Consider the following 11855-nt stretch of genomic DNA (forward strand, 5'->3'; position numbering starts at 1 on the left):
TGGGGCGGAATGCGTCGCTTGAAATTCGATACGAAGCTGATTGGCGTCATGGCGGTGCTTGCCGTCACCCAACTCGTCGGATGGGGGACGATCGGGCTCCCCACCATCGTCGGTCGCGATCTCGCTGCCGATCTCAACATGAGCCTTCCGGCGGTATTTGCGGGAACGTCGGTTCTGTACGTCGCCATGGGGCTGTGCGCGCCCTGGCTTGCAAAGTCCTTCACGCGGCAAGGCGCGCGCCGTGTGATGATGGCAGGCACGCTCGTGACTGCGCCGGGCTTTGTGCTGCTATCCTTCGCTCAGGGGCCGATCCTTTATTTCGCATCGTGGATCGTCCTCGGTGTGGCCGGCAGCGCCACGCTTTCGACGGGCGCCTATATCATGCTGAACGAGGTCGCCGGAGTGCGTGCAAAGAGCGCGATCGGCGCGCTCATGCTGGTGACGGGCCTTTCCGGCAGCATCTTCTGGCCAACGACGTCCTTTCTGAGCGGGCTCGCCGGCTGGCGCGGAACGTGTCTGATCTATGCGGCCATGATGGTCGTCGTCAGCCTGCCTCTCCTGGCCTTCGGCGCACCGCACCGGCGCAAGGCGGGCGAGGAAGTCGCCGTGAAGGCGCGGGACGTGCCGGCTTCTCCAGTTTCCAGAAGCACCTTCCATCTCGTCACATCAGCGGTCGCGCTGAACGCCTTCGTGAATTTCGGCTTGGGTGCGGTCTTCATCGAGCTCTTGAAGGCGGAGGGGCTGTCGCCGGCGGAGGCCGTCGGCTTCGGCTCCATGCTGGGCGTGATCCAGGTCAGCGCGCGCGGCGTCGATTTCCTTGGCGGTGGGCGCTGGGACGGCATCACAACCGGACTGGTTGCGGGCACGGCGCTGCCGCTTGCGATGTTGCTCCTGATGGCCGGCAATGGCGCATATTGGATCGTTGCGCTCTTCATCCTGCTCTATGGTCTCGGCAGCGGCGCGATGGCGGTGGCGCGCGCGACGATCCCGCTCGTCTTCTACGACCAGACCGAATTCGCCAGGGCGATGTCGATGATCGCTCTGCCGGTCAATCTGTCCGCAGCGGTCTCGCCGCCGGTCCTCGCAGCCCTGCTGGTCCATTTCGGCAGCCGCGGCCTGCTCGGCCTGACCATGCTCTGCTCATGCGCAACGGTGCTGATCCTGATCGCGCTCGGCCGCCGACGGCCGGGTGCAGCGACGGCAGCCGCGGCGTAATATCGTAGGACTGCCCCAGGCGCGGATGGCCGCATGCCGACAGTGCAACGCTCTGGCCCCTGAAATAGTGTATCCGCAGGGAGCGCGGCCCGGCCTTGGCCGCCGCGCCAACATCAGTTCCCGGAGGAAACCCTATGTCGGCCTTGCCGCTCTCAGGCATCAAGATCCTGGACCTCACACGCGTGCTCGCCGGGCCCTTGTCGGCCCAGATGCTCGGCGATCTCGGCGCGGAGGTGATCAAGATCGAGCGGCCCGGCACCGGTGACGACGCACGCGCCTTCGGCCCGCCTTACCTGACCGATCCCGAGGGCAGGGCGAACAACAACAATTCGTTCTACCTCTGCGCCAACCGCAACAAGAAGTCGGTCACCGTCAACATCGCCAAACCCGAGGGGCAGGAGATCGTCCGCCAACTGGCGAAGGAGGTCGACGTCTTCATGGAGAACTACAAGGTCGGCGATCTCAAGCGCTATGGCCTCGACTACGAGACGATCAAGGCGATCAACCCCGGCATCATCTATTGCTCGGTGACCGGTTTCGGCCAGACCGGCCCTTACGCGCCGCGCGCCGGCTACGATGCGATCCTGCAGGCGATGGGCGGCCTGATGAGCGTCACCGGTCATATCGACGGCGAGCCTGGCGAGGGCCCGATGAAGGTCGGCCCGTCGATCGTCGACTACATGACCGGCATGAACACCTCGATCGGGATTCTCTCGGCGCTCTACCATCGCGACGTCAATGGCGGAGAAGGACAGCACATCGACGTCTGCCTGTTCGATACCGTCATCGCATCATTGTCGCATTGGCTGCAGATCTACCTCGTCAATGGCAAGATGCCGCCGCGCCGCGGCACCTGGGGCAATGGCGGCATGCCGGCCGGCGTGTTCCGTTGTACCGACGGCGAGCTGATGCTGGTGGTCGGCAATGACGGCCAGTTCCAGCGGACCTGCGCCGTGCTGGGCGAGCCCGAGCTCGCGAGCGACAAGCGCTTCATCAAGAACAACGACCGCGTCGTCCACGGCAAGGAGATCATGGCGATCTTCGCCGGCCTGTTCCTGAAGAAGCCGGTGGCTTACTGGCTGGAAAAGCTGGAGGAGGCCGGCGTGCCGTCAGGTCCGATCAACAATTTCGAGCAGGTGTTCAGCGATCCGCACGTCCAGTCGCGCGGCATGCGGGTGAAGGTCAATCACAAGTTCGAACCCGAGCTGTCCCTGATCCGCAACGCGCTGACGTTCTCGGAGACACCCGTAACGGACTATCGCGCGCCGCCGCTGCTCGGGGAGCACACGCAGGAGGTGCTCGGCGGACAACTCGGCTATGATGCGGAGAAAATCGAGGCCTTGAAGAAGCAGGGCGTGATCTAGGGCATATTGCATGACCAGCGGCAAGACTATCATCACCTGCGCGATCACCGGCAACCTCACGAAGCCCGAGCAGTCGCCTTATCTGCCGATCACGCCCGAGCAGATCGCGACATCTGCGCTCGAAGCGGCCGAAGTCGGCGCGGCCATCGTCCACATCCACGTGCGCGATCCCGCGACCGGGCGCCCGTCGATGTCGATCGACCTCTATCGCGAGGTCGTCGAGCGCATCCGCGCCCGCAACAAGAGCCTGGTCGTCAATCTCACCACCGGTCCGGGTGGACGTTTTGTTCCCTCGCACGATGATCCCCGCGTCGCCGGTCCCGGCACGACGCTGCTCCAGCCGGAGAAACGCGTCGAGCATATCGAGCTGCTCAGGCCCGACATCTGTACGCTGGACCTCAACACCATGAACTCCGGTGGCGAGGTCGTGATCAACACCCCGCGCAACGTCCGCATCATGGCCGAGCGGATGAAGGCCGCCGGCGTGCTGCCGGAGATCGAGCTGTTCGATTCCGGCGACTGCCACCTCGCGCGCGATCTCCTGGCCGACGGCACGCTGAAAGGGCCCGGCCTGTTCTCGCTCGTGCTCGGCGTAAAATACGGTTTCTCCGCAACATCGGAGACGATGTTCTATGCCCGCAGCCTCCTGCCGCCGGGTGCGATCTGGTCCGGCTTCGGCGTCGGCCGCGCCGAATTCCCGATGGTCGCGCAGGCTTGTCTGCTCGGCGGCCATGTCCGCGTCGGCATGGAGGACAATCTCTATATGTCCAAGGGCGTGCTGGCGAAGACCAATGCGGAGCTGGTCGCGCATGCGGCGGGCATTTTGAAGAGCCTGGGTGCTAGCATTGCGACCTCGGATGATGCCCGCGCGATGCTAGGGCTGACGTAACACAGTCGGTTCCCAGGGGCCGGCGTTCCCTTGTCCACAGATGATCCGTAGTTGCCCCGGCTTTCGTCGCAATCCGGACTCGTATTCGATCGCTTCATCTGACGAACTGGAGTTCGGCAGGGAGGAATCGAATGTCCTACACAATCGGCTATCAAGTGAAGAACCAGAAGGCAGTTCTGGCGACCGAGGCGGCGACGGCCAACCAGGCCGTGGCGATCGTCGCGGCGCTGCATAAGGCCGCCGACGAAATCAAGTTCATCCGCTCACCGCAGGAGGGCGAGATGGGTATCGAAATGCTGCTCCTGCTGGCGAAAGAAGAAGCCGAGGAGATGCCGCAGCGGATGTGATGCTGCTCTTAGCCTCTCCCCTTGCGGGAGAAGTGCGCTCGCGAAGCGAGCGCGGGTGAGGGGTCTCTCTCCGCGAGCGAACCCCTTGCATTTTTTTTGGCGGATCCACCCCCTCATCCGGCGCTAGAGCCGATGCGAAGCATCGGCATTCCTAAGAACGGCGGCCGACGGCCGCCTATGCCACCTTCTCCCGCAGGGGAGAAGGTGCGCGCTCTACCGCGCGGCGGCCTTGGCCGGGGCCTTGCCCTCCGCCTTGCCGGCCGTCAGCCCCATCACGGCCATCCCGACCACGCGCTCGATGATGCCGTCGACGTCGTCGAGATCGCACTTGTCGTCCGACAGCTTGGTCAGCCGCTCGCTCTCGCGGATGGTGTGGTGCGCCATGGCGAGCGCGAAGTGCAGGCCCCAATAGATCTCCTCATCGCTCCGGTCGGGCAGGGCGCGGCGCATCGCGGCGGCGAATTTGCGCAAGTGGTCGATCTCGCGGTTCTTGATGCGGCGGATCGGCGGCACGGATTCGATCGAGGCGCGGATCATGAAGCGCGCCGCGGTGGAGCGCTGGTTCGCCGGCCCCAGGCAACCGTGCAGGGTCGGACCGACAAGGGCGCGCAGGATCACGTCGATCGGCGCCCGGCCGCCACCTAGTTCTTCCGCCGTCTTGAGCTCCGCCAGGCGCTCGCGATTGAGGGCGATGCTCCGCGTCACGAACAGTTCGGCGATCAATTCGTCCTTCGAGCCGAAATGGTAGTTCACGGCCGCAAGGTTCACGTTGGCATCGGCGACGATGTCGCGCAGCGTCACATCGCCGAAGCCGCGATCGGCGTAGAGCCGCTCGGCGGCGGCGAGAATGGCAGATCTGGTCTGATCGCTGGCCATGGGTGCCCTCAGGGGAGGGAGTTGCAATTCAAACAGTTGTATGAAACTATCGTTTGAAGGCCGGGAAAAGTCAATCCGCAATCAAGACCCATTCGCAACAGCGACTGCGGGTTCCGAAGGGCGGCCCCCGAGCCCCGCTTTCGCGGCTTGCAGGCCGCGCGATGCGGGAGGACAGTCCGGCACAAAGAATTGTTCAAAGAGAGAGACGAGGAGCGTCCCATGGACTTCGACATGTCCCCCAAGCAGAAGGAATGGCTCGAGCGCGTGCAGTCCTTCATGAGCAAGCACGTGCGGCCGGCCGTTCCCATCTACAATCAGCAGGATCATACGGGCGAGCGCTGGAAGGTCATCCCGGTTCTCGAGGAACTGAAGAAGAAGGCCAAGGCCGAGGGCCTCTGGAACATGTTCCTGCCGCCGTCGAAGGAGCATGACGACGATGAATTCCACGGCGCGGGATTGTCCAATCTCGAATACGCGTTGCTCTCGGAGCAGATGGGCCACATCTCCTGGGCTTCGGAAGTATTCAACTGCTCCGCGCCCGACACCGGCAATATGGAGGTGCTGTTCCGCTACGGCACCAAGGAGCAGAAGCGCAAATGGCTGCGCCCGCTGATGGACGGCGAGATCCGCTCCGCCTTCCTGATGACGGAGCCGGCGGTGGCTTCGTCCGACGCCACCAACATCGAAACCCGCATCGAGCGCGACGGTGATCATTACGTCATCAACGGCCGCAAATGGTGGTCGTCCGGTGTCGGCGATCCCCGCTGCAAGATCGCGATCCTGATGGGCAAGACCGACGTCAACGCCGCCAAGCATCAGCAGCAGTCGCAGATCCTGGTGCCGCTCGACACGCCCGGCATCAAGGTCGAGAAGATGCTGCCGGTGTTCGGCTTCGACGACGCGCCGCACGGCCATGCGCAGGTTCTGCTGGAGAACGTCCGCGTTCCCGCTTCGAACCTGCTGCTCGGCGAGGGCCGTGGCTTCGAGATCGCGCAGGGGCGCCTTGGCCCCGGCCGCATCCATCACTGCATGCGCACCATCGGCAAGGCCGAGGAGGCGCTGGAGAAGATGGTGAAGCGGCTGATGTCGCGTACCGCGTTCGGAAAGAAGATCATCGAGCACTCGGTGTGGGAGCAGCGCATCGGCGAGGCCCGCACCGATATCGAGATGAACCGCCTCTTGTGCCTCAAGGCCGCCGACATGATGGACAAGGTCGGCAACAAGACCGCGCAGCTCGAGATCGCCATGATCAAGGTCGCAGCTCCCAACATGGCGCTGAAGATCATCGACCAGGCGATCCAGGCCTTTGGCGGCGCGGGCGTCTCGGATGAAGCCGGTCTTGCCAAGGACTACGCGGGAATCCGCACGCTCCGCCTCGCCGATGGTCCGGACGAGGTGCACAACCGCGCCATTGCCAGACTTGAAATCCGGAAGTATGCAAACTCTCCCAAGCACTAAAAGGGAGGGCCTGATGGCGCTCCTGAACAAGATCGAGAAGGCTGTGAGGGAGCGTCATCGTGGCTGACGGCGTCAGGAAAGACGAGGAGTTCTCGGGCACCAAGCCCGTCGAGGAGCGGCATCGTTTCGACGAGTTGCGCCTCGAGAACTGGATGCGCGAGAACGTCGAAGGCTATCAGGGCCCGCTGGTCGTCCTGCAATTCAAGGGTGGCCAGTCCAACCCGACCTACCGGCTCGATACGCCCGGCCGTTCCTACGTGATGCGCCGAAAGCCGTTCGGCAAATTGCTGCCGTCGGCGCATGCGGTCGATCGCGAATATCGCGTCATCGCTGCGCTCGGAAAGCAGGGCTTTCCGGTCGCGAAAGCCTATGCGCTCTGCCAGGACGACGGCATCATCGGCGCCGCCTTCTACATCATGTCGATGGAGGAGGGCCGGGTATTCTGGGATCCGACGCTGCCGAGCCAGACAGGCGAGGCACGCCGACAAATCTTCACCAGCAAGATCGAGACGCTGGCGAAGCTGCACATGTTCGATCCTGCCGCGATCGGCCTTGGCGAGTTCGGCAAGCCCGGCAATTATTTCGCGCGGCAGATCGACCGTTGGACCAAGCAGTATCGGGCATCCGAGACGCAGCACATTCCGGAGTTCGAGAAGGTCGCCGAATGGCTGCCGCGCACCGTGCCGGAGCAGGCGCGCGTCTCGATCGTCCATGGCGACTATCGCCTCGACAACATGATTTTCCACGCGACGGAACCGCGCGTGCAGGCCGTGCTGGATTGGGAGTTGTCGACGCTCGGCGATCCCATGGCCGACTTCACCTATCTGCTCATGCAATGGATCATGCCAGGACTGGAAGGCGCAGACCTCAAGGCGCTCAACATCCCGAGCCTCGAAGAGGCGGCGCAGATCTACTGCAACGGCACCGGCATGAGTGTGCCCGATCTCAACTGGTACTTCTCCTACAATCTCTTCCGCCTCGCCGGCATTACCCAGGGTATCGCGGGCCGCATCCGCGACGGCACCGCCGCCAATGCCAAGGCGCTCGAATCCGCCAAGCGCACCGTGCCGCTGTCGAAGGCATCATGGGAATACGCGCAGAAGGCGGGAGCGGTGTAGGGAACGCCAGACGAAATAAGAGGCGCGGTTCGATTGAGCCGCGCTTTTTCTTTTGTTGCTCTGGCGTCTTCTTGCACGCCTCTCGTGTCCCGGACGCGGTGCAGCACGAAGTGCTGCTCCGCAGAGCCGGGACCCAGTCACGTCGCGAGCGAATTCAGCTCATCTGTCAAATCGCGCCAGTTCGGATTGAATTCTTCGATTAGTTTGACCTTCCAGGCGCGCCTCCAACGCTTCAGCGAATGTTCGCGCGTCCGTGCTTCGAGCACTGAATCGAAGGATTCGAAATAGACCAGCAGAGTCACGTCATATTGCCGCGTGAATCCAGGGACGAGCTTGGCTTTGTGCTCGGTCATTCGGCGAGCGAGGTCGTTGGTGACGCCAACATAGAGAGTCCCGTTTTCGCTTGCTCGCGAGTATGTAGACGAAGAAAGGCATGTCCGTGCAGCCGGCGTTGACGAGTGTTCTCGACCTAGGATTGCCTACTTGAACGGTGCGGCCAATCTTTCTGGGTTTCGGCTCTGCGGCGCGTCACTTCGTGCCGCGCCGCGTCCGGGACACGATATCTCTGTTATGCGGACATGGCGCCGTAGCTCGGGTGACCGAAGTGCGGGCTGATGGCGTCAGCTACCACCGGGCCGGCGGCGGCTTTCTATCGACATAGTCCTCGAACTCCCATTTTCCGACGCGGGCTCGTTGCTCGATCGTCATCGCGAGGCGTGGCAATTCGCCTTCGGCTTAGTCCATCGCGCAATGCCCAATCAGCCTCGCCACGAACTCCCCGCACTTCTCCAGCTCCGACATCTCCACGAACTCGTCCGGCGTATGCGCCTGCGCGATCGAGCCGGGGCCGATCACGACCGAGGGGACATCGGCCATGCTGGCGAAAAGGCTTGCTTCGGTGCCGAAGGCGACCTTGGCATGGTCGTTGCGGCCGGCGAGTTTTTTGGCGAGCGTGACGATTGCGTTGTCGGCTTGGGTGTCGAGCGCGGGATAATCGAGGATTTCCGCGAAGTCGATGCCGCACTCCGGGTGGCGTTGCTTCATCGCCGGCTCGATCTCCGCCTTGGCCCAGGCGACGATCGCATCCGTCACTTCTCTCGACTCGGTAATCCCGAGCCCGCGGCATTCGAACTCGACCGTGCAGGTATCCGGCACGATGTTGAGCGCGGCGCCGCCATGCACGATGCTGGTGAGCAGCGTCGCATGCGGGACATCGTAGAGGCTATTCTGCTCCGCCTTTGCCGCAAGCTGGACCGCGCGGCGACGGATCTCGGTGATCAGATCGGCCGCATATTCGATCGCGTTGACGCCGTCGGGCGCGATCGAGGAATGGCGGGCGAGACCCTTGAAGGTCGCGCGCACGCCGTGCTTGCCCTTGTGGCCGATGATGACCTTCATCTCCGTCGGCTCGCCGACGAAGCAGCCGAGCGGCCTGACGGGCTTCTTGGCAACTTCGCGCAGCATCGGCCGCACGCCGACGCAGCCGATCTCCTCGTCATAGGAGATCGCGAGGTGGATCGGCGTTGTCAGCTTCGCCTCGATCATCTCGGGAACCATGGCGAGGCAGACCGCTACAAAGCCTTTCATGTCGGTGGTGCCGCGTCCGTAGAGGCGTCCGCCGCGCTCGATCAATTTGAACGGATCGTGGGTCCATGTCTGGCCCGCGACGGGCACGACGTCGGTATGTCCCGACAACACGAAGCCTGGACGGTCGTTCGGGCCAACGGTGACCCAGAGCGAGGCCTTCTGCCCGGTCTCGTCGACGATCCGCTGTCCAGTGACGCCGAAGGATGCGAGATAGTTTTCGATGTAGGCGATCAGGGCAAGGTTGGAACGATCGCTGACGGTATCGAAGGCAACGAGGTCGGCGAGCAGTTTGCGAATACGATCGGGTCTTGGGCTCGGCATTGTCTGGTTCTTGGGAAGGAGAGGTGGCGGCTTAGCCGCGTGCACGAACCATACCAACAGCGGCGCCCGTCGGGCAAATCACGCGTACGACTCTTGCCGCACACTCAGTCGTCATGGCCGGGACATGCCCGGCCATGACGGAAAGGGAAACGCGCGCGCCTAAACCGGCTTGCCCGCGTACGGCATCGACGCGGTGAGACCGCCGTCGACTGGGAACGCCTGCCCATTCACATACGACGCCTCGTCGCTCGCCAGGAACAAGCCCATCGCCGCGAGCTCGTGCGGCTGGCCGGGGCGCTTGAGCGGGTTGAGCTGGCCGATCTTGTCGGCGGTGCCGCGCTCTTTCGCACGATCGAAGATCGGCTTGGTCATGCCGGTTTCGATCAGCCCGGGACACACCGCGTTGATGCGCACGCCGGTGCCGGACAGCGAATAGGCCGTGGTCTGCACCAGGCTGATCACGCCGGCCTTGCTCGCGGCGTAGGGATGGCCGCTGGCACCGGCCTTGAGGCCAGCGACCGACGCCGTCAGCACGATCGCGCCCGATTGCTGCTGCACCATGTGCGGCATCGCATACTTCACCGCGAGGAACGGGCCGATCAGGTTGACGCGCAACACCTCCTGCCAATGCTCCACCGTCTGCTCGGCGAGCGGCACGAGCCCGCCGGAGACGCCGGCATTGGCCCAGATGACGTCGAGCCGGCCATGCGTCTTCACTGCCTTGTCGATGACGGCCATGACGTCCTTCTCGGAACCCGCGTCGGCCATCACCGCCTCTGCGGTGCCGCCGGCGCGCTTGATCTGCTCGACCGTCTCCTTCACGCCCTCGGTGCGATCGACCGCAATCAGTCTTGCGCCTTCTTTCGTGAACAGCAGCGAGGCGGCGCGGCCGATGCCGCTGCCCGCGCCAGTGATGATGACGGATTTGCCTTGCAGGCGGCCCATGCGTTTCTCTCCTTTTGCTCACGCGCAGAGCTTGCCGCGCGACGGAATTTCAAACAGAATTTCAAACGGCAAAGTGTCTTGAGACACGTTCGCTACTCACGTACAGCGACATCAAACGGGATGGAAGGGTTTCGATTGTCCGATACCGACAAGCCAAAAGTCGTCACGACGCGGTGGTGGTGGGTTCGTCACGCGCCGGTGCGCAATGACGGCGGCAACATCTACGGTCAGAAGGATCTCGCCTGCGACACCAGCGATGTCGAGGTCTTCGAGGCGGTCGCAAAGATCCTGCCGCGCAATGCGGTCTGGTACTCGAGCAATCTGATGCGCACGCATCAGACGGCGGAAGCGATCTGGGCGGCGGGCTTTCCCAGACCGGCGACCATGATCTGGGAAGCGGATTTCGCGGAGCAGAATCTCGGCCAGTGGCAAGGCATGAATCGCGCCGCGTTCATCGCGAGCCGTCCTGCGGGCAGTAGCTGGTTCGCCGACATCAACGAGCCCGCGCCCGGGGGCGAAAGCTTCATGGACCTCTACAACCGCACCTGTCGCACCATCGATCGGATCAATCGCGAGCAGGCGGGACGGGACGTGATCGCGGTTACCCATGGCGGCACGATCAAGGCGGCGCTGGGGCTCGCGCTCGGCGGCCAGCCGGAGCAGGGATTGTCCTTCGACATCGACAATTGCTCGGTGACGCGTCTCGATCTTTTCACGACGCCCGAGCGCGTCGTCTGGCGGCTGCCGATGGTGAATCAGCAGCCGTGGATCGCGGATGACAGGCACAACGCGATGCATCAGCCCGCAGGGCCGGAAGTCAAGAAGCTCGCTTGAGTCGCAGCCGCGGCTCAAGCTTGCGAACAAATCGACGTCGTCACTTTGGGAGAGAAACATGACCTTGTTCGACATGAAGGGAAAAGTCGCCGTCATCACGGGATCGACGCGCGGCATCGGGCTTGCGATCGCAGAGCGCATGGCCGAGCACGGCGCCAAGGTCGTGATCTCCTCGCGCAAGGCCGACGTCTGCGAGGAGGTCGCGAAGGGGATCAACGACAAGTACGGCAAGGGGATTGCGGTCGCGATCGCCGCCAACATCTCCTCGAAGGAAAATCTGCAAAACCTCGTCGACGAGAGCAACCGCGCATTCGGCAAGATCGACGTGCTCGTCTGCAACGCCGCCTCGAATCCGTATTACGGTCCGCTCGCCGGCATCTCCGACGATCAGTTCAGAAAAATCCTCGACAACAACATCGTCGCCAACAACTGGCTGATCTCGATGGTGGTGCCGCAGATGATCGAGCGCAAGGACGGTTCGGTCATCATCGTCTCCTCGATCGGCGGCCTCAAGGGCTCGACCATTCTCGGCGCCTACGCGATCTCCAAGGCCGCCGACATGCAGCTCGCGCGCAACCTCGCCTGCGAATACGGCAAGCACAACATCCGCGTGAACTGCATCGCCCCCGGCCTGATCAAGACCGATTTTGCCAAGGCGCTGTGGGACAATCCGGAGAACCTGAAGGCCTCGACCTCGCGCTCGCCGCTGCTGCGCATCGGCATCCCCGACGAGATCGCAGGCGCTGCCGTGTTCCTGGGATCGAAGGCTGGCGACTTCATGACCGGCCAGACCATGGTCATCGACGGCGGCGCGACGATTAGTTGAAGTCTCGTGTCCCGGACGCGGTGCAGCACGAAGTGCTGCTCCGCAGAGCCGGGACCCAGGAGCCGAGAATTCGAG

11 protein-coding genes and 1 pseudogene are annotated in these 11855 nt (G+C 63.4%); 8 read left to right on the plus strand and 4 right to left on the minus strand.

All coding sequences use genetic code 11. The annotated features are described in order from the left end of the window. Positions 1–9: 9 nt before the first annotated feature. The 4 genes from ACV1FX_RS06600 to ACV1FX_RS06615 all read left to right on the plus strand — a co-directional run bounded on the left by ACV1FX_RS06600 (position 10) and on the right by ACV1FX_RS06615 (position 3815). Entirely contained in the window at positions 10–1215 is a 1206-nt protein-coding gene (locus ACV1FX_RS06600; RefSeq protein WP_473116744.1) for an MFS transporter, read from the plus strand. Between the two features lie 134 nt (positions 1216–1349). Then, positions 1350–2579 carry a CaiB/BaiF CoA transferase family protein gene (locus tag ACV1FX_RS06605; RefSeq protein ID WP_473116745.1) on the plus strand — a complete coding sequence of 410 codons (1230 nt, stop codon included), beginning with the start codon at positions 1350–1352 and terminating at the stop codon, positions 2577–2579. A 10-nt stretch (positions 2580–2589) separates the two neighbouring features. Then, positions 2590–3468 carry a beta-keto acid cleavage family enzyme gene (locus ACV1FX_RS06610; protein ID WP_473116746.1) on the plus strand — a complete coding sequence of 293 codons (879 nt, stop codon included), beginning with the start codon at positions 2590–2592 and terminating at the stop codon, positions 3466–3468. A gap of 131 nt (positions 3469–3599) precedes the next feature. After that, a complete protein-coding gene (locus ACV1FX_RS06615) occupies positions 3600–3815 on the plus strand; it encodes a hypothetical protein (RefSeq protein WP_473116747.1) in 216 nt (71 codons plus the stop codon). 213 nt (positions 3816–4028) lie between these two features. On the opposite strand, the gene ACV1FX_RS06620 is transcribed toward ACV1FX_RS06615, so the two are convergent. After that, positions 4029–4691: a TetR/AcrR family transcriptional regulator gene (locus ACV1FX_RS06620; RefSeq protein WP_473116748.1), complete on the minus strand. Its 663-nt coding sequence runs from the start codon at positions 4689–4691 to the stop codon at positions 4029–4031. Positions 4692–4910: 219 nt separating this feature from the next. Between ACV1FX_RS06620 and ACV1FX_RS06625 the strand changes: the two genes are divergently transcribed. Both ACV1FX_RS06625 and ACV1FX_RS06630 read left to right on the plus strand, forming a co-directional pair. Continuing rightward, positions 4911–6149, plus strand: coding sequence for an acyl-CoA dehydrogenase family protein (locus tag ACV1FX_RS06625; RefSeq protein WP_473116749.1), 1239 nt, complete (start codon positions 4911–4913; stop codon positions 6147–6149). A 59-nt stretch (positions 6150–6208) separates the two neighbouring features. Continuing rightward, on the plus strand, positions 6209–7267 hold the full coding sequence (locus ACV1FX_RS06630; RefSeq protein WP_473116750.1) for a phosphotransferase family protein: 1059 nt from the start codon (positions 6209–6211) through the stop codon (positions 7265–7267). Between the two features lie 137 nt (positions 7268–7404). Here the strand turns inward: ACV1FX_RS06630 and ACV1FX_RS06635 are convergent. From ACV1FX_RS06635 to ACV1FX_RS06645, 3 genes and pseudogenes are all read right to left on the minus strand, one after another. After that, positions 7405–7702 (minus strand): annotated as a pseudogene (locus tag ACV1FX_RS06635) (GIY-YIG nuclease family protein). Positions 7703–8002: 300 nt separating this feature from the next. Further along, positions 8003–9175: an acetylornithine deacetylase gene (argE, locus tag ACV1FX_RS06640; RefSeq protein ID WP_473116751.1), complete on the minus strand. Its 1173-nt coding sequence runs from the start codon at positions 9173–9175 to the stop codon at positions 8003–8005. Between the two features lie 159 nt (positions 9176–9334). Next, positions 9335–10120 (minus strand): SDR family NAD(P)-dependent oxidoreductase, encoded by a 786-nt coding sequence (locus ACV1FX_RS06645; RefSeq protein WP_473116752.1) that lies wholly within the window; start codon positions 10118–10120, stop codon positions 9335–9337. 135 nt (positions 10121–10255) lie between these two features. Here ACV1FX_RS06645 and ACV1FX_RS06650 point away from each other — a divergent pair, with 135 nt between their 5' ends. Together ACV1FX_RS06650 and ACV1FX_RS06655 are read left to right on the plus strand one after the other, a co-directional pair. Continuing rightward, the gene (locus ACV1FX_RS06650; protein ID WP_473116753.1) at positions 10256–10954 is read left to right on the plus strand and encodes a histidine phosphatase family protein; all 699 of its coding nucleotides are present in this window, start codon (positions 10256–10258) and stop codon (positions 10952–10954) included. A 58-nt stretch (positions 10955–11012) separates the two neighbouring features. After that, positions 11013–11780 carry an SDR family NAD(P)-dependent oxidoreductase gene (locus tag ACV1FX_RS06655; RefSeq protein WP_473116754.1) on the plus strand — a complete coding sequence of 256 codons (768 nt, stop codon included), beginning with the start codon at positions 11013–11015 and terminating at the stop codon, positions 11778–11780. Positions 11781–11855 lie beyond the last annotated feature (75 nt).

The sequence above is a fragment of the Bradyrhizobium ingae genome, assembly GCF_055791185.1.